This window comes from Pseudomonas sp. Root562 (genome assembly GCF_001427125.1).
Lineage (GTDB): Bacteria > Pseudomonadota > Gammaproteobacteria > Pseudomonadales > Pseudomonadaceae > Aquipseudomonas.
The window spans coordinates 156,652-174,122 of record NZ_LMGK01000024.1 but is presented as its reverse complement, the minus strand read 5'-3'; the positions used below and the strand labels follow the sequence as shown (position 1 = coordinate 174,122).

Annotated in this window: 21 protein-coding genes and 1 tRNA gene; 8 read left to right on the top strand and 14 right to left on the bottom strand. The window is 58.3% G+C overall.

What is annotated here, in order from left to right; all coding sequences use genetic code 11:
* Positions 1 to 126 precede the first annotated feature (126 nt).
* The 3 genes from ASD60_RS22330 (at position 127) to ASD60_RS22320 (ending at position 3,648) form a co-directional block, all read left to right on the top strand.
* Positions 127 to 1,320, top strand: coding sequence for a CaiB/BaiF CoA transferase family protein (locus ASD60_RS22330; RefSeq protein ID WP_056856059.1), 1,194 nt, complete (start codon positions 127 to 129; stop codon positions 1,318 to 1,320).
* A complete protein-coding gene (locus ASD60_RS22325) occupies positions 1,317 to 2,240 on the top strand; it encodes a hydroxymethylglutaryl-CoA lyase (protein WP_056856058.1) in 924 nt (307 codons plus the stop codon). The genes ASD60_RS22330 and ASD60_RS22325 overlap by 4 nt, the downstream gene beginning before the upstream one ends.
* Positions 2,241 to 2,316: 76 nt before the next feature.
* Positions 2,317 to 3,648, top strand: coding sequence for an MFS transporter (locus tag ASD60_RS22320; protein WP_056856057.1), 1,332 nt, complete (start codon positions 2,317 to 2,319; stop codon positions 3,646 to 3,648).
* A gap of 76 nt (positions 3,649 to 3,724) precedes the next feature.
* On the opposite strand, the gene ASD60_RS28520 is transcribed toward ASD60_RS22320, so the two are convergent.
* Both ASD60_RS28520 and ASD60_RS22315 read right to left on the bottom strand, forming a co-directional pair.
* Complete coding sequence (locus ASD60_RS28520) at positions 3,725 to 4,006, bottom strand: type II toxin-antitoxin system RelE/ParE family toxin (RefSeq protein ID WP_082557649.1); 282 nt, start codon at positions 4,004 to 4,006, stop codon at positions 3,725 to 3,727.
* Complete coding sequence (locus tag ASD60_RS22315) at positions 3,996 to 4,235, bottom strand: CopG family ribbon-helix-helix protein (protein WP_056856056.1); 240 nt, start codon at positions 4,233 to 4,235, stop codon at positions 3,996 to 3,998. Before ASD60_RS22315 ends, ASD60_RS28520 begins: the two co-directional genes overlap by 11 nt.
* A 153-nt stretch (positions 4,236 to 4,388) precedes the next feature.
* Between ASD60_RS22315 and ASD60_RS22310 the strand changes: the two genes are divergently transcribed.
* The 4 genes from ASD60_RS22310 to ASD60_RS22300 all read left to right on the top strand — a co-directional run bounded on the left by ASD60_RS22310 (position 4,389) and on the right by ASD60_RS22300 (position 7,304).
* Entirely contained in the window at positions 4,389 to 5,027 is a 639-nt protein-coding gene (locus tag ASD60_RS22310) for a LysE family translocator (RefSeq protein ID WP_056856055.1), read from the top strand.
* Between the two features lie 82 nt (positions 5,028 to 5,109).
* Entirely contained in the window at positions 5,110 to 6,456 is a 1,347-nt protein-coding gene (locus tag ASD60_RS22305; protein ID WP_056856054.1) for a sensor domain-containing protein, read from the top strand.
* A 116-nt stretch (positions 6,457 to 6,572) separates the two neighbouring features.
* A complete protein-coding gene (locus ASD60_RS28515) occupies positions 6,573 to 6,728 on the top strand; it encodes a KGG domain-containing protein (protein WP_082557648.1) in 156 nt (51 codons plus the stop codon).
* A 72-nt stretch (positions 6,729 to 6,800) separates the two neighbouring features.
* Positions 6,801 to 7,304 carry a DUF4142 domain-containing protein gene (locus ASD60_RS22300; protein ID WP_056856053.1) on the top strand — a complete coding sequence of 168 codons (504 nt, stop codon included), beginning with the start codon at positions 6,801 to 6,803 and terminating at the stop codon, positions 7,302 to 7,304.
* Between the two features lie 40 nt (positions 7,305 to 7,344).
* Here ASD60_RS22300 and ASD60_RS22295 read toward each other — a convergent pair whose 3' ends face one another.
* On the bottom strand, positions 7,345 to 7,755 hold the full coding sequence (locus ASD60_RS22295) for a low affinity iron permease family protein (RefSeq protein ID WP_056856052.1): 411 nt from the start codon (positions 7,753 to 7,755) through the stop codon (positions 7,345 to 7,347).
* 183 nt (positions 7,756 to 7,938) lie between these two features.
* Between ASD60_RS22295 and tam the strand changes: the two genes are divergently transcribed.
* Positions 7,939 to 8,709 carry a trans-aconitate 2-methyltransferase gene (gene tam, locus ASD60_RS22290; protein WP_056856051.1) on the top strand — a complete coding sequence of 257 codons (771 nt, stop codon included), beginning with the start codon at positions 7,939 to 7,941 and terminating at the stop codon, positions 8,707 to 8,709.
* Positions 8,710 to 9,153: 444 nt separating this feature from the next.
* On the opposite strand, the gene ASD60_RS22285 is transcribed toward tam, so the two are convergent.
* The 11 genes from ASD60_RS22285 to atzF all read right to left on the bottom strand — a co-directional run bounded on the left by ASD60_RS22285 (position 9,154) and on the right by atzF (position 17,466).
* Positions 9,154 to 9,423, bottom strand: coding sequence for a hypothetical protein (locus ASD60_RS22285; RefSeq protein WP_056856050.1), 270 nt, complete (start codon positions 9,421 to 9,423; stop codon positions 9,154 to 9,156).
* Positions 9,424 to 9,847: 424 nt separating this feature from the next.
* Entirely contained in the window at positions 9,848 to 10,255 is a 408-nt protein-coding gene (locus tag ASD60_RS22280) for a type II toxin-antitoxin system HicB family antitoxin (protein ID WP_056856049.1), read from the bottom strand.
* A gap of 38 nt (positions 10,256 to 10,293) precedes the next feature.
* On the bottom strand, positions 10,294 to 10,473 hold the full coding sequence (locus ASD60_RS22275; RefSeq protein ID WP_056856048.1) for a type II toxin-antitoxin system HicA family toxin: 180 nt from the start codon (positions 10,471 to 10,473) through the stop codon (positions 10,294 to 10,296).
* A 253-nt stretch (positions 10,474 to 10,726) separates the two neighbouring features.
* A complete protein-coding gene (locus ASD60_RS22270) occupies positions 10,727 to 11,086 on the bottom strand; it encodes a helix-turn-helix domain-containing protein (protein ID WP_056856047.1) in 360 nt (119 codons plus the stop codon).
* Entirely contained in the window at positions 11,086 to 11,388 is a 303-nt protein-coding gene (locus tag ASD60_RS22265) for a type II toxin-antitoxin system HigB family toxin (protein ID WP_056856046.1), read from the bottom strand. The genes ASD60_RS22270 and ASD60_RS22265 overlap by 1 nt, the downstream gene beginning before the upstream one ends.
* 252 nt (positions 11,389 to 11,640) lie before the next feature.
* Positions 11,641 to 11,714 (bottom strand) — tRNA-Gly (locus tag ASD60_RS22260).
* 158 nt (positions 11,715 to 11,872) lie between these two features.
* Entirely contained in the window at positions 11,873 to 12,757 is an 885-nt protein-coding gene (locus ASD60_RS22255; RefSeq protein ID WP_056856045.1) for an alpha/beta fold hydrolase, read from the bottom strand.
* 313 nt (positions 12,758 to 13,070) lie between these two features.
* A complete protein-coding gene (locus ASD60_RS22250; protein ID WP_056856044.1) occupies positions 13,071 to 13,763 on the bottom strand; it encodes a pseudouridine synthase in 693 nt (230 codons plus the stop codon).
* Between the two features lie 33 nt (positions 13,764 to 13,796).
* A complete protein-coding gene (locus tag ASD60_RS22245; RefSeq protein ID WP_056856043.1) occupies positions 13,797 to 14,015 on the bottom strand; it encodes a cysteine-rich CWC family protein in 219 nt (72 codons plus the stop codon).
* Positions 14,002 to 15,495, bottom strand: a complete 1,494-nt coding sequence (locus ASD60_RS22240) for a sensor domain-containing diguanylate cyclase (protein WP_056856042.1) — start codon at positions 15,493 to 15,495, stop codon at positions 14,002 to 14,004. The genes ASD60_RS22245 and ASD60_RS22240 overlap by 14 nt, the downstream gene beginning before the upstream one ends.
* 189 nt (positions 15,496 to 15,684) lie before the next feature.
* Entirely contained in the window at positions 15,685 to 17,466 is a 1,782-nt protein-coding gene (gene atzF / locus ASD60_RS22235) for an allophanate hydrolase (protein ID WP_056856041.1), read from the bottom strand.
* Positions 17,467 to 17,471: the final 5 nt, after the last annotated feature.

The following is a 17,471-nucleotide window of genomic DNA, read 5'->3' as shown; positions in this document are numbered from 1 at the left end:
CTTGAGGTCGCGAAAAATTCAGAAGCGTTCGCATTTCGCGAACGCCCGTTGCCAACTGAAGGTTGGATTGCAGGCCCCGTCGTCCTCTAGCCTTGGCCCATATTCCAAGAACAAGAGGTACCCGCGATGACTGCCCCCTTGAGTGCAATCAAAGTGATCGAGATCGGCACGCTGATCGCCGCGCCGTTCGCCGCGCGCATGCTCGCCGAGTTCGGCGCCGAAGTGATCAAGATCGAAGCCATGGGCCAGGGTGATCCCTTGCGCAAATGGCGCAAGCTGCACGAAGGCACTTCGTTGTGGTGGTATCTGCAATCACGCAACAAGAAATCCCTGGCGCTGAACCTGAAATCCCCCGAAGGCATCGAACTGGTCAAGCAACTGGCGACCAGCGCCGACGTGCTGATCGAAAACCTGCGCCCCGGCGCGCTGGAAAAACTCGGTCTCGGTTGGGACGTGCTGCATGCCCTCAACCCGAACCTGACCCTGGTGCGGATCTCTGGCTACGGCCAGACCGGCCCGTACCGCGACCGTCCGGGTTTCGGCGCCATCGGCGAGGCCATGGGTGGGATTCGCTACACCACCGGCAACCCGGATTCCCCGCCGGCGCGCGTCGGCGTGAGCCTCGGCGATTCCCTGGCGTCGCTGCATGCGGTGATCGGCGCGCTGATGTCGTTGCTGCGAGTCAAGACCGGGCAGGGCGGCGGGCAAATCGTCGATGTGTCGCTGGCCGAAAGCGTGTTCAACGTCATGGAAAGCCTGGTGCCCGAGTACGACATGCTCGGCCACGTGCGTGAGCGCAGTGGCGGTGCCTTGCCCGGCATCGCGCCTTCCAACACCTACCTCACGGCCGATGGCGCCTATGTGGTGATCGCCGGCAACAGCGATCCCATCTACAAGCGCCTGATGCAAACCATCGGCCGCCACGATCTGGCCGACGCCCCCGAGTTTGCCCACAACGACGGGCGTGCGGCCCAAAGCAATCTGCTCGACGCAGCGATCACTCACTGGACCAGCAGCCTGCCGATCGACGACGTTCTGGCCGCGCTGGAAGCCGCCGAAGTCCCGGCCGGGCGCATCTACTCAGTGGCCGATATTGTTGCCGATCCGCACTACCAGGCGCGGAACATGCTGCTCAACGCCGAACTGCCGGGTGGCGCCACGGTGAAGATGCCGGGCATCGTGCCGAAACTCTCGCAAACCCCTGGCGGCGTGAACTGGTCCGGCCCCGGTCTGGGTCAGCATACCGACTGCATCCTCGCGCAATTGGGCCTGACCGAAGCGGACATCAAACGCCTGAAAACTGAAGGAGTGGTGCAATGATCACTGATTATTCCGAGCGCCTCATCGTTCAGGAAGTGTCCCCGCGCGACGGCTTGCAGATCGAGCCGACCTGGGTTGAAACCATCGACAAAATTGCCCTGATCGATCAACTGTCGCTAGCCGGATTCAGCCGTATCGAGGCCGGTTCGTTCGTGTCGCCCAAGGCCATTCCCGCATTGCGCGATGGTGAGCAGGTGTTCAAGGGCATCACTCGCCAACCGGGGGTGATCTACGTCGCGTTGATCCCCAACCTGAAGGGCGCGCAACGGGCACTGGCCTGCACTGCCGATGAACTGAACCTGGTGATGTCCGCCAGCCAGACTCATAACCTGGCGAACATGCGCATGCGCTGCGAAGACTCTTTGGCCGCGTTCGGCGAGATTGTGCACTTCGTGCAGGGCTCCAAGGTGCGACTCAACGCCAGCATCGCTACCACGTTCGGCTGCCCGTTCGAAGGCAAGATCGATGAAGACCGGGTGCTGCAGATCGTCGAGGCCTATCAGGAGCTCGGCATCCAGGGCATCACCCTGGCCGACACCACCGGCATGGCCAATCCGCGCCAGGTCGAGCGCTTGGTGCGCAGGGTGCAGCAGCAGGTATCGCCGGCGGATTTGACCCTGCATTTTCATAACACCCGAGGCCTTGGCCTGTGCAACGTGCTGGCCGCCTACGAGGCGGGTGCCCGACGTTTCGACGCGGCACTTGGCGGGCTCGGCGGCTGTCCGTTCGCGCCGGGTGCGTCGGGCAATATTTGCACCGAGGACCTGGTCAACCTGTGCGATGAAGTCGGGATTCCAACCGGTATCGATCTGCCGTTGTTGCTGAAGCTTTCCCGAGGATTGCCGGCACTGCTGGGCCATGAAGTGCCAGGCCAGCTGGCCAAGGCTGGACGCAATTGCGATTTGCATCCAGTCCCCTGATGACGCGTGACCTGTAAAAACCAACCAGACAACAAAAACAATCGGACACCCAAGGGAAGTCCGCCTGGAGAAAACAATGAGCCTTAATGCACTGGAGGCCGGCGCGAGCCCGGCCGTTACCCACGATGAAGAAAAAGCCCTGGTCAGCAAGGTCGCCTGGCGCCTGATGCCGCTGATCATGGTCTGCTATCTGTTCGCTTTTTTCGATCGCATCAACATCAGCTTCGCCAAGTTCCAGCTACAGGCCGATCTGAGCCTGAGCGATACCGCGTATGGCCTCGGCGCCGGGTTGTTCGTGGTCGGTTACGTGATTTTCGAAGTGCCGAGCAACATGATGTTGTACAAGGTCGGCGCCCGGCGCTGGATCGCCCGGATCATGATGTCCTGGGGCCTGGCCACCGCATTGATGGTGTTCGTCAACAGCGAATGGCAGTTTTACGTCCTGCGATTCCTGATCGGTGCGATGGAGGCCGGATTTGCGCCGGGTGTGCTGTATTACCTGACGTTGTGGTTCCCCCAGCACTATCGTGGTCGCATCACGTCGATGTTGTTCCTGGCGTCGGCGTTTGCCGGTCTGGTCGGTGCACCGTTCTCCGGACTGGTGTTGCAACACCTGGATGGTTTTCTTGAAATGCGTGGCTGGCACTGGTTGTTCCTGCTCGGCGGCGTGCCATGCATTGGTCTCGGGCTGTTGGTACTGACCTTGCTCAAGGACCGCATCGAAGACGCCCATTGGCTGACACCGTCGGAAAAGACACTGCTGGCCAGTCGCATCGCTCACCATGAACCGCATAAGAGCGGCGGCTCGCTGCTCGCGGCGCTGCGGATTCCGGGCTTCCTGACCCTCGGCCTGATCTACTTCCTGATTCAAGTGGCGTCCTATGGCCTGAACTTCTGGGCGCCTCAACTGATCCGCAGCGCAGGGACCGAGAGCCCGGTGATGATTGGTCTGCTGACCGCGATACCGTACATCTGCGGTGCGATCAGCATGGTGGTGATTGGGCGTTTGTCTGATGCTTCAGGCGAGCGCCGCAAATTTGTCGCGGGTCTGGTAGCGGTGGGCGCAGTCGGCTTCTTCTGTGCGGGAATCTTCGCCAACCACACGACTTTCCTGATCGTTGCGCTGGGCCTGCTCGGCGCCGGGATCATCGCTTCCATCCCAAGCTTCTGGACCCTGCCACCGAAATTGCTGGCTGGTGCGGGCGCGGGAGCTGCGGGCGGGATTGCGGTGATTAACACCCTGGGTCAGTTTGGCGGCATTGTCAGCCCGGTGATGGTTGGACGCATCAAGGACCTGACCGGCAGCACCACACCGGCGTTGTATGTGATTGGAGTTTGTGCGCTGATCGCCGTGGCGCTGCTGATGTGGGGGCTGCCGCAGAAGCTGCGTACGCTCGACAAGATCTGACGATTCGCAGGCTACGGCAGCCCACAAGGACCACGCATCCTTGTAGGCGCTGCCGAAGGCTGCGATTCAGACTTCACTAACTTGAAGGTGGAAGTCGGCGCGTGTGAAAAGCGCGTAGTACCTGAAGCCGACCTTGGCGAACCCGGTAGGGAATCAAATAAGGGCGATCAGGCACCACCCATTCTCTGGTACCGGGTAAACGTCCCTCACGACCTGTCGCTGGAAATCGGGCAAGGTGATCCACGCTGGCGATAATCGCCTGAACAAAATCTGCTGCTGCCTCAGGATTCTCGATAGCGATGTACGCTGCTTCGTCATCGAGATTCTTTAATGCCGTACGCAACCACTCAACGCGCATTGGCCGTCCACTTACCAGCGATAGCGTCCACTTCTTCTTGGGTCGCGAAGTCACCTTCATCGGCTTCTTTCAAAGCGTTCTGAATCTCCTCGATTTGCCACGCTTCACGGGCCAGGTATTCACGCAATGCGTTGACCGCCAAAAAGGATTTGCTGCGTCCCGTTGCTTTGGAAAGACTGGCGAGCGTATCGGCGATATCGTCTGGTACGCGCAGAGACATAACGGACATGATGGTCTCGATGTAGTGGTTTGTAATACAACATACTACACCGCCATCCTGTGGACGCTGCCATCCCGTTCGTCTGTCGAGATGTTTCGGTCGACAGGCAATGACCTGATATAGACTGGCGCCCATTCACCAGAAAGTTCAAAGGGACTTCCCATGACCCCCTCGTTGCTGATGGCTGTTCTCGCCTCGGGATTCATTTACGGCATCACTCCGGGGCCCGGCGTACTGGCTGTGTTTGGCATCGGCGCGGCGCATGGGCGACGGGCAGGGGCGGGGTTTCTTTGCGGGCATTTGCTGGGCGATGTGATCTGGTGCAGCACCGCGTTGGTGGCGATTGTCGGGGCGCGAGAAGTCGGCAGCACCGCGTTTGACGTACTGGGCGTGCTCAGCGGTCTCTATCTGTTCTGGCTTGGCTGGCGTGCAGTACGAGTGCGCCGCCAAAGTGCCCAAGCGCCGCAAGGCCCGGCGCGTCAGCCGTTCTGGCATGGCATCCTGTTCGGCCTGACCAACCCCAAGGCCTACCCGGTAGCGGTAGCCACGTTCACGGCATTGTTGTCGAGCCGCGCCGAGTTGCTGACCTGGTCGATGTTGCCCTGGCTGATTTTCCTGAGTTTCGTCGGCGGCCTTGTCGCTTACGCTATCCTCATCGGCATCGTCGGGGCGCAGCGGGTACGCACGTTGTATCAACGGCATGAATTGGCGATCACCCGATTGTGCGGGGTGATGTTCATCGGTTTTGCCATCAACGCCTTGGCTCATGCGCTGCCGGGGCTGGTGGCGAACAAGGCTTGACGCTGATCGCCGGGATGCATCAGTCGCACACGTACGGGATGGTTTTCATATTGTTGCATTGTTCGGACACGCGCTCGGCACCATGACCTCCAGAAATTCCGCTCCGATGGCGAGCTACATCGATCTCTTGCTGGACGCCGTTTGCGCGGTCGACAAACAGGGTCGCTTCGTTTTTGTCAGTGCCGCCTGCGAGCGCATTTTCGGCTATAGCCCTGACGAACTGATCGGCCAGTCGATGATCGATCTGGTGCACCCGGCCGATCGCCAGCGAACCCTGGACGCTGCACGCGAAATCATGGGCGGCGAGCCCAAGCTCAATTTCGAAAACCGCTACCTGCGCAAGGACGGCCAGGTGGTGCACATTCTTTGGTCGGCGCGTTGGTCGGAGGTCGATCAGTTGCGCATCGCCGTGGCCCGCGACATTACCGAGCGCAAGCAGGCGGAGTCCCGGCAAGCGGCGCTGTACGCGATTTCGGAAGCGGCCCATGCGGCGGAAGACCTGCTGGCGTTGTTCAAACGCATCCACCTGATCATTGGTGAATGGTTGCCAGCGCTGAACTTTTCCGTGGCATTGTATGACGAGCATTGCGCGCAGTTGAATTTCCCGTATCACGTCGACGATCACGAACCCCAACCCGAACAGCCCGGCACAATGACCGGGCGTCTGTGCGCCGAGGTCATTCGCAGCGGCATGCCGATCCTGCTGACCCCAGGCCAGGATAATCCACCCGAAGGGTTCGAATTACTGGTGACCGGGCAGAATTCTCCGTGCTGGCTGGGTGTGCCGCTGAACTCGCAAAACGGCACCATCGGCGCACTGATCGTCAAAAGCATCCCCGGTGGCGAGCGCTATACCGAGCAGGATAAAGAGCTGTTGCAGTACGTCTGCGCCCAGGTCGCGACGGCGATCGAGCGCAAACAATTGCACGCACGCCTGCAACGCATGGCCCAATATGATCAATTGACCCAACTGCCTAACCGCGAATTGCTGCGTGACCGGTTAAAGCTGTCAATCGAAGCGGCCCGCGCAGATTGCGGACGCATGGCGCTGCTGTATGTCGACCTCGACCGATTCAAACAGGTCAACGACACCCACGGCCATGCGGTGGGCGACATGCTCCTGCAAACCGTGGCCAATCGACTCAAGGGCTGCGTGCGCGAAACCGATACCGTGGCGCGCATTGGCGGTGACGAATTCGTGGTGTTGCTGCACAGCATCCACGCCTCAGGCGATGCCGACTGCGTGGCCGGGAAAATCCGTCAGGTGCTGGCCGCGCCGTTGCGTCTGGACGGCCACAGCCTGAGCATCCAGCCAAGCATCGGGGTGGCGCAATACCCAGAACATGGTACGGAAGAAAAGCAGTTGTTCCGGCATGCCGACGAAGCGATGTACACCGCCAAGCGTGAACATCACCTGCGGCTCGTCTGAAAAAATCTCACCGTTCGTCGTGGCGATTCCAGATTTTCTAAACCTTTTGCATCGCGAAAATTCAGATTCTATGCGGGCTACAGCTCGCCGCGATCATTACCAAGAGGTAGAGAATCATGCCTAACTCAAGAAACTCGAACTCGGGAAACTTCTCCAACGATCGAACGAAGGCGTCTGAAGCCGGTCGCAAAGGTGGGAAAACTACCACCACGACTGTCGACAAAGAGCCTAAACCCGACATGGGTCGTAAGCCCGCACAGAAATCCAAGTAATGGATGTTGGTAGTTTTGATTGAGAAGCGGGAGCGAAAGCTCCCGTTTGAATTTTAAGAGGAGGGCGCGACCATGAACCGGATGGCCACCCGATTACGCAACAGCGGTTTTGCCGTGTTACTGGGCCTGTGTGCCACTGGCGCCTTCGCCCAGACACCCACCGAATTCATCAACGATACCTCGGCCAAAGGCGTGGCAGAAATCGAAGCCAGCCGCCTGGCGCACCAGAAATCCGAATCCAAAGAGGTCAAGGATTACACCATCGTCGTGATCAACGACCGCACCACCGCCAATCAGCACCTGGCGAAGATCGCCAAACAGCTGGATCTGCCTGTGGCTCCCCGTGAAGAAGTGGTGGAAAAGGCCAAGGCCCTGATGCCGCAAGTGATGGATGGCGAAACGTTCGATGAGGCCTACGCGGCGAGCCAGGTGAAGACCACTCAGGAAGCCATCGAGCAACTTGAGCAAACGGCGCAAACCACCGACGTGCCACAAATAAAGGCATTCGCCGAAGAAACCCTGCCCAAACTGCAGAACCATCTGCAAATGGCCAGGGCGCTGCAAGCCAGCCGCTAGCTTTTGGTATTGCGCAGGCGACATCGGTCGCCTGCGCATTTCAGCAGTCCTTCAAACCAGACTTGCCCTTTTCTTCGACAACCGTGCCTTCCAGTTCAATGGTCTGCCCCTCGCCGAGGCTGCGATAGCGCTTTCTCAGCGCCTCCAGTTCCTTGAGGTCCAGTGCTTCGAGCCCGAGCATCGCGTTCTGCGCTTCCTTCGTCACCCGCAGCAACTCGTCGACCTTCAGATGCAAAATGTCGGTGTCACGGTTCTGCGTGTTCTGGATCAGGAACACCATCAGGAACGTAATGATGGTGGTCGAGGTATTGATGACCAGTTGCCAGGTGTCGTTGTAACCAAAAAACGGACCGCTCACCGCCCACAAAAAAATCAGAATGATCGCTCCCAGGAACGTGGTGGGGCTACCGGCCCACAGGGCGAGTTTCTGCGCGATTTTTGCGAATTTCATGGCCGTGTTTCCTTATTAAGGATGAACCTGAAATTCAGACATCGGGGGGCAGATGAAAATTCGGCCGGGGTTGACGTACAACTGGAAAAACGTAGTTCTGCATCCACTGGCAGCGCGCATCGCGGTATCGTAGCTAACCGGTTGTCGACTCTGATCATGACAACGCACCGACAGGAGAACGCAATGAGTTGGTCCGCCAAACAATACGTCGCTTTTGAAGATGAACGCACCCGTCCGGCCCGTGACCTGCTGGCGGCGATTCCCGCCGGGGACGTGCGTTCGGCCATCGATATCGGCTGCGGCCCGGGCAACTCGACCGAGTTGCTGGTGGAGCGCTTCGCCGGTGCCACGGTGCGAGGGCTGGACAGTTCGGCCGACATGATCGAGGCCGCACGCAAGCGCCTGCCCAACGTGCGGTTTGATGTTGCCGACATCGACACCTGGAACGACAACGGGCCGTTCGATGTGATCTTCGCCAACGCGGTGCTGCAGTGGGTGCCTGATCACGCCACGTTGCTGCCTTCGCTGGTGAATAAACTTGCACCCGGTGGCAGCCTGGCAATCCAGATGCCGGACAATATCAATGAGCACTCTCACCGCTTGATGCGCGAAGTGGCTGCTGATGGGCCATGGACAGGCAAATTGGCGAACGCCGCCGGCCAGCGAACCGACATTGAAAGTGCAAGCGGTTACTACTCGATACTGAAAGCCTGCTGCACCCGCGTCGATGTGTGGCGCACCACCTACCATCATCCACTCGCGGGCGGCGCCTCGGGCGTCGTCGAGTGGTTCAAGGGCAGCGGTTTGCGGCCGTTTCTCGAGCCGCTGAATGAGGCCGAGCGGGCGCAATACCTCAAGCAATATCAGACAGCTATCGAAAAGGCCTACCCGGCGTTGAGCGACGGATCGGTGCTGTTGCCGTTTCCACGGTTGTTCATGGTGGCGACGCGCTGAAGCGAAATAGGGACAGATGAGTCATCTGTCCCTATTTTTGACCGCTGAGAAAATCACTGCGGTTTGCTTTTCCTTGAGCGCCTGGCGCTCAAGTATTCAAAAACAAATGAAGCAAAGCCGAACAACCCGATCATTGAAATGATCATGATCCCCAACTCTGAACTTTCCATGCTGATCTCGATGCGAAGGGTGAGCCCAGAGGATAAGACATCCATTTACGGTCTCAACGCCTTGCTACGCCTTCTTTACTGGCGCACGAAGATCCTTACGCAAAATATACGGGCGGCTTTCAGCGCTGCACGGAACCAACATCATCATCGGTGCTTGAATCGCTCTTCGTAGGAGCCGGTCTGCACAATACCTGTGGGAGCTGGCTTGCCAGCGATGGCGATCGTGAAGATGCTATCGCCAGCGAGCCGGCTCCTGCACAGGGCCATTATGCAATCAGGAGGGTTCTGCATCCATTCGACGGGCAATGACATCCAACACATCGCAGCCATCGCGCAAAGGTATGCAGCACAACAATGCGAAATCGCTGAGGATGACTGAGTCGGTGCTGATCTCACCGCGCATTGCGAGGTTTTCGAGAACCTGAGTTACAGCGCCGATTCGATAACGGGCACTGCTGAGCAGGGAGTGCAAGGGTTGGGTGGTATTGACGTAAAAGGTGGGGAGGTCGTCGGCGTTGCTGGTTAAAGCCATAAATTCGTTCATGAGTGATTACCAATTGTAGGTGGAAGACCTACCACTCTGTCGTCGCCAAACAAAAGGGTGGTAGCTGTACGCGGGTTGGCGAACCGGACAATGGCAAACCGGCAGACCCGAAGGTCTCCCACGCACAGCTACCGAAAAAAAGGCAGCCAAGTGCGGTAAGAAACGCTCCGAGTAAGCCTCGGAGGTTTCTATGCCATTGCATCGAGTCGCCAAACCCGATACGCCATTTGAGCGCGCACCGACTATAGGTCTCATGACAAAGGCACAGCAATGCGCAAGTGTACGGACATTTCCCAGACTATTGTAGGACGTTGCTTTATCTGCAAAACAGACGGCCAAGCGCCTGCTCAAAGCACGATTTCAGCAACTCCCGCCCATAAAAAAAACGGCCCTTAGGGCCGGTCGATACATCGCTGAAACAAGCTCAGCCCTGCTGCAACACCTTGAGCGCTGCCGACGCCAGAAACCCCGAACGGCTTTTCTCTTCCGGATGGTGCAGCACGTATTCATCAATCCGGTTGAGCAGATAACCTGGCAGAGTGATGTTCAGCTTCTGTGCCTTGCCCAGGTACTTGGTCACGTCAATATCCACCAGCGCCCACGCACACCCCGCGTATTTCGGATCGGCTGCATGCAAGGTCACTTTATTGGCGGGCGGAATGGGTGAACCGTCTTCGGCGAGTATGTCGAAATGACCTTCGATGGCTTCGCGTGCCATCGCCATCGCGTCATCCAGATCTTCCCCGGCGGAAAAACAGCCCGGAATGTCGGGGACTTCAACGCCCCACGCGTGTTCGTCGTTGCCCATTGAGATGGCAATTGGGTAAAGCATGTTCAGTGTCCTCCGAGGACTCGGCGCCTACCGTTCGATCAAAGCAGCGCCTGTTGCAAAATACTGATGGCCGTTTTCTTGAGCAGATCTTTCTTCGCATGAGGAACCGTCACCAACCCCGGCTTGATCGGGCGCTTGAAGTGATGATGACTGCCCCTGATCCGTACCAGATAGCAGCCATCCGCAACGAGCTGACCTATCAAAAATCTGCTATTCACAACACCTACCTGTGGTGTGTTTGTGGTTGCTATACCTACTGAAAAGAAGTAATCAACACTATAACCACCAAATCTTCCTGGTTCGGCGGTGTGGCGACAGGGTGAGTCTAAGAGGCCATTGCGGGAAGGGAATTATGCAACGCTGGGTTTAAGTGTTTTGTGTATTGCGAGGATTTACTGCGGGCACGCTCGCAGGGAAACCAGAGACAAAAAAACCGGCCATTTGGACCGGTTTTGAGCGCTGCATCCCCTGTCACGCAACACCTGCAAGCAGACTTTCATAAGGGATTCGCAACCCGTCATGAAGGCGCTTGATCATCGACAGGCTCAGTTTACGCTTGCGATTCAGCACTTCCGACACGCGTCCGCTCGTACCGATGAAGGGTTCCAGATCACGAGGCGTCAGGCCTTGCTGATCCATGCGAAATTTTATCGCCTCAATTGGATCGGAAGGCGGCATCGGGTAATGCTCGTCTTCGTACTTTTCGATGAGCAGCGCAAGAATTTCCAGCTCATCGCCATCGGACGAGCCTACTTCCGCGCCCCATAGCTGCTCAACGCGGGCAAATGCCGCGGTCAGGTCCTCTTGGCTGCGAATGGGTTTAATGTTCATCATACGGTCTCCGCATTGATCTGATCGTACTGGGCGTGGGTGCCAACGAATCGTATGAAACCGAGTTGACGCTGGTAATCAATTGCCATGATCACCCGGTACTTATTTCCGCCGATGTTGAATACAACCCTGCCACCTTTGAGGATGCTTGCTGTCCTCAGCTCCGCTTTGACTTCTTGCGGCGTGCTGTAAACGGCCTTTTCCATGTGCCGATACCATTCAACCAGTGGTGTTTCGGAGTCAGCATAAGCTGAGCTGCTTTCCCAGAACTCGCGCAATGTCCCTTTCGCAATCACACGCACTGCATTTCCTCCCGTTTTGGGAGATGGTAGTCGTCGCTTTAAAGAGATGCAATCTCTGATTTCCGGACCAAATCCGTTTAGAAGACAAAAAAAACGTTAACAAAACTTAGATCTTGCGCAAAAACGCTAATTTTCCGTCTATGGAAAATCGAACCAAATCGCGTCCACAAAAAAACCGGTCACAAAGGACCGGTTTTTTCCGTCTCTACATCCCCCGTCAAAACCCTCTCAACGTGAGACCAAAAATTCGATTGGAGCGGGTGAAGGGAATCGAACCCTCGTTATCAGCTTGGGAAGCTGGAGTAATGCCATTATACGACACCCGCTCAGAGCGGTGACTTTGTACCAGATGTGCGTGTGGAAATGAAGTTTTTCTTTGCGCGATACGGCTTTAGCGCAGGTGAAACACTACAAGGACCTGAGACGGTCATTCGCGGGCAAGCCTCGTTCCTGCGGAACCGGGCTTGCTCGCGATGACGCTGTTTCAGATGGCCAATGCATGGTGGTCCTGGACGTAGTGGTAACGCGGTCGGCTTTCGTGCTGCGCCGGCTTCAGGAACCCAATCAGTGCGTTGCGGCTGTCTCGGCAGGCAGCTTTGTGTTCCATGTCGAGAAAGTGGCCGGTGGCCTCAAGGGTGGTGAAGGTGGCGTGTTGCACGTGGTTGGCGAACAACCGGGCGCCATCGGCGGCGGTGTATTCGTCCCATTCGCCGTTCATGAACAGCACCGGCACATTGATTTTCTCTGCCGCTTTGAAAAAGCACTGGCGGTCGCTGTGCAACAGATCGCTGATGTGGAAATGCATCTGCCCGTATTCGTGATCGGCCAGGCTGCTGACGTGCCGGTAGTTGAAGCGCTTGAACAACGTCGGCAGGTGTTTGCCGATGGTGCTGTTGACCAGGTTGCCGACCCGGTCGCCATCGCGGCTGCCGAGGTAATCCACGCCGCGCTCGAGGTAGTCGAGCATGTGCGCGTTGATCTCCGGCGAGAACGAGCTGATCACGGCTTTTTCGATGCGCCGTGGCCGTTGGGCGAGGGCGACGAGGGTCGCGGCGCCACCCCAGGAAAACGACAGCACGTGTTCGGCGGCGAAGTGGTCGATCAGCTCCAGGAGGATCTGCCCTTCGACTTCCTTGGTCAGCAATTTCTCATGCAGGTTGTGGGCTTTTGATTTGCCCGCGTAGGGCTGGTCGTAGCAGACCACATTGAATTGCGGATGGAGGTTTTTCACGGTTTGTGCAAACGACGCAGTCGTGGCCATCGAGCCGTTGACCAAGATAATGGTCTTCTCTGCGGCGTCTGCGCGATAGAACTCCGTGTAAACCCGATACTGACCCTGTATATCCAGCACAGCGATTTCTGGCCTCATGTCATAAGACTCCTGGCAAGCGGGTATGCGCGCAAAAGAGATTGCACGAGCTTTGTGACAGGTAGGCATATGCCTGGAATTTTGGAGGCCCATGTCGATCCAGTGCAGTCCGGTCGACGGGTATTGTTATTGGCGGGCAGTCTGCCGGGTGAGGCCGGAACCCAAGGGTCCCTACCGGCAAAAAGTTTCTTAGAAGTATGTTGTGACTCGTCGGTCACAATTCGGGCCGACGTCCTGATTCAAGCAGGGGTCACATCTTTGCGCAAGTGCCGCTGGTAAATTGTTCGACAACTTCTGCTGAGCGGTAGGCTGCTTAGATCGATTGGATCTCTTCGGCGCTTAAAGCGCGGTATTCGCCCGGTTTTAGCGAGGTGTCGAGTGCCAGCGGGCCCATGCGTTCGCGGTGCAGGCGCAGCACTTTGTTGTTGAAGTGGCCGAACATACGCTTGACTTGGTGATAGCGGCCTTCGACGATGCTCAAGCGTGCGCACTTTGGTGCGAGCAGCTCCAGTTCGGCGGGTTGGGTGGTGAGGTTTTCGAAGGCGAAGTACAGGCCTTCGTGGAATTTGATTGCGTATTCGGGGCCGATGTCCTGTTCGGTTTCAACGAAATAGACCTTCGGCAGTTTGGTCTGCGGTTGGGTCAGGCGTCGTGACCAGCTGCCGTCGTTGGTGATCAGCATCAGGCCGGTGGTGTTGTAGTCCAGGCGCCCGGCAATGTGCAGCTCGTCTTTGTCCGGCTCGTGGATCAGGTCGAGAACGGTCGGGTGTTGCGAGTCGCGGGTGGCGCTGACGCAACCGGCAGGCTTGTGCAGCATGAAGTGACGCAACGGTTTACCGGCTTGCAGTACGTCATTGTCGACTTCAACGCGGCTGAATTCACGGACCTCACTGTGTGGATCGCTGACGACTTTTCCGTCGACCCGCACGCGTTTTTCCACCAGCAACAGGCGCACTTGCTTACGGTTGAAGCACGACAGGTTGCTGAGGAAACGGTCGACGCGCATGTTTGAAAGTCGGCAAGAAAAGGGCCGCGCATCTTACTCGATCGGCCGCACTGCTGCTTGCAACTGCGCCTCGACCTCAGCGCAGCGCGGGCACAGGCATGAAGCGTTGCGCAGTTCGGCCGGCAGTGCCTGGAGCACCGCCGGGTCGATACTGACGCCATAACACCAACACGCCCGATCGGCAGTTCGCGGATCGGCCAGGGTGCAGTCGTTGGGGGCGCCGCAAGCGGGGCACAGATCAGGCTGGTTCATAACGGGGGTGAGGCTTTTCCACGCAGGTTCGATTGCGGCCACTTTGTTTGGCCCGATACATCGCATGATCGGCCCGCGACAGCAGGGTGTGCAAGGTGTCGTTGGCTTGCAGGGTAGTCAGGCCGATGCTGACTGTCAGATGCAGCACGTTGCCGTTGTAGGCATAACGTTGCTGTTCCACGTGCCGGCGAATTTTCTCGGCGATTTTCAGACCCGTCTCAGCGTCGGTGTCCTTGAGCATCACGATGAATTCTTCACCGCCCCAGCGGCAGACAATGTCGGAATGCCGCAGACAGCTTTCCAGATCCCGCGCAAAGCCGATCAGCACCTGATCGCCGGCAAGGTGGCCGTAGGTGTCGTTCAGTGCCTTGAAGTGGTCCAGATCCAGCAGCAACGTCGTCAGCGGCTTCGGTTCGCGCTGAGCTTCGTGCATCGCTTGTGCAGCCAGCAGATCGAAGCCTCGTCGATTGGGCAACTCGGTCAGGCTGTCTAGGGTGGCCTGGGCCTGGATTCGGCTCTGATAGCGCTTGATCACCCGGTTGAGCAGGGTCAGCACGCTCAGGGTGACCACCAGGCAAATCAGCAGGTTGAGGTACAGCGAGCGACGGATGTCACTGAGGTCACCGTCTTCGAGTTTGTCGACGAACAAATACCAGTTCAGCTCCGGGATGAACCGCACGTTGAGGAAATGGCCCTGGCCCTGGCCGGAATATTCGTAGCTGCCGCTGTGGGGCTTGGGCAACTGGCTGACCAGGTTTTTCATGCTTTCAAGTTCGCCCAGAGGCTGCCCGGCCTGGGCGCCTTGCGGACCCCCTTCGGCACCGGTGAGTACCAGCCGCCCAAAGGTGTCGACGAAGTACACACTGCGCTGATAATGCTGTTGGTACTTGTCGATCAGTTTTATTACTGCATCGACCGTGAGCCCGACACCGGCGGCACCGATGAAACGGTTGTTGTAGTCGTAGACTTTGTAGTTGATGAAGACGGTCAGGTTGTCCTTGTTGGCGAGGTCCGGGTCGACGTTGATCTCGTAGGGATCCTTCATGTCACGCACCCGAAAATACCAGGCATCTCGCGGTTCGGTGGCCTTGACCTGCTTGAGCACTCCTTTGGCGTGGTAGTAAGTCAGGCTGGTGTTGGAGACGAAAAACGCGGTGTAGGCGCCGTAGTGGGTCATGACCTCGTTGAGATAACGGGTCATTTGATCGGTGTCTTTTTCACCGTTGACCACCCAGTCGCGCATGAAGGTGTCACGGGACATCATCGAGGAAATCAGGATCGGTCTGACAAGGTCTTTCTGGATTTCCGAGTACACCGTATCGGAAGTCAGCGGCAGTTCGGTGTTGACGATGTTGTCGCGGATTGATGCCCGCGAGGCGTAGTAACTGAGGAATGACGTGGCCAGGAAACCTGCGCCCAGCAACCCGATCAGCGTGAGTATCAACCAGCGTTGAGAATACAGCGGCGAGCGGAGCGGCATGGCAATTCCATTGTCAGTAATCCGATGGCAGACATTCTAAGGGCTGTCGCCGAAAATAACTGCTCCATGTACGCCGCGAATGGTCGTTCCCACACAGTTGGAGGGTTTGATCGTTCCCACGCTCCGCGTCCCTTCGCCCCGGTGACGCGGAGCGTCACAGGAGCGTTCCCACGCAGAGCGTGGGAATGATCAGTCAGGCGAGGGTTTCAGGTAGGCACGCCAGCCGCCCAGGTGGCTGATATTCACCGCCCCTTCCAGTCCATACGATTCGCAGATAAACCCGCTCTCCCAGCGACCATCCGCCAGTTGCACCTTGCCCAATCCCAGCGGTGCGGGAATCCCGATCAGGAATGAGCCAAGTTCACTGCTCGGCAATTCCCACACTTCGACGGCGATGGCCACGCCACCTTCCTTCACCCGAACCATGCCCGGACGAAACGGCGGGCCACCGGCCAGGGCGTAGAGTTGATAGTCGGGTGAGCTGGTTGTCGTTTCCACCCATCGAGCGCCGCGCTGCTTGAGCTGCCAGTTCAGCGCCAGCCCGTCCAGGTGTGCACCGCAGACCACCAGCCGCGCACGATCATTGCGCGCCACAGATGTCGGAGCAGGGGCAGACAAACCCTGCTGGCGCTGCAAACCAGCGGCCACGCTCAACAGGTATTGATCGGTAAACGCCCGACCAAACAGCGTCACACCCCAAGGCAAACCGTTGCCCATGAAAGCGCTGGGCACGGCCACAGCGGCGTAGTCCAACAGGTTCATGAAATTGGTGTAGTAGCCCAATTCGGAATTACGCTGGACTGGTTCGGCGGCGAGTTCTGCCAGCTTGACCGGGCGGCCGATGGTTGGCGTGATCACGCAGTCGAGATTTTCCAGCGCCTTGTCGCACAGGGCTTTCAACGCTTGCAGACGGTATTGGGCGCGGAAGGTTTGCACGCCACTGACAGCCGGGGCCTTGGCCAGCACGGCGCGGATCACCGGCAACACGGCCTCGGGATTTTGCGCCATCAACTCGCCGGCCACGCTGTAGCGCTCAGCCACCCAGGGGCCTTCATACAACAGGCGCGCGGCTTCAAGGAAGGGCGACAGGTCGAGCTCAACGGCTTCACCGCCCAATGCCTTGAGCTGATCGATGGCCTCGGCGAACAGCACCGGCCCCTCGGTGCAGCCGAAGAACTCCAGGTCTTGCGCCCGCGGCACACCAAAGCAGAACGGACGCACGACACCAAACGCCGAGCCGTCATTCCACAGCGGGTTGCTGCGGCTGTACTCATCCCTTGGGTCGAGTCGGGCGGTCAATGCCAGCAACTGACTGGCTTCGCGGGCGGTCGCGGTAAACGTGGTCACGCAGTCCAGCGTACGACAGGCCGGCACTACCCCGGCGGTGGAGATCAGGCCCTTGGTGGCTTTCATCCCGACCAGATTGTTCAGCGCCGCCGGGACGCGTCCGGAGCCTGCGGTGTCGGTGCCCAAGGCAAAACTCGCGACACCGAGCGCTACTGCCAACGAAGAACCGGCACTGGAACCGCCCGACGGATATTCCGGCAACACGCTGTTCGGGCACGCGCCATAGGGCGAACGACTGCCGTTGAGGCCGGTAGCGAATTGATCGAGATTGGTCTTGCCCAGCGGCACCGCGCCCAGCGCCAGCAGTTGTTCGACGATAGTGGCCGAACGTTGCGGTACGTAGGCAAAGGCCGGGCAAGCCGCCGTGGTCGGAACGCCCGCCAGATCAATATTGTCTTTGATCGCGAACGGCACGCCGTACAGCGGCAGGCTGTCGATTTCTCGACCGTCGAGCGCGGCTAGATAGGGTTCCAGTTCTTCGACACTCAGCAAGTGGATGAACAGGTGGTAGTCCGGGTTCAGCGCTGCGGCTTTGTCCCGCAGGCTCAGCAGCAATTGCCGAGGTGTGGTGCTGCCGTCGCGGTAGGCGTTGCGCAGGGCGTCGAGTTGCAGATTGATGTTCATGGTGT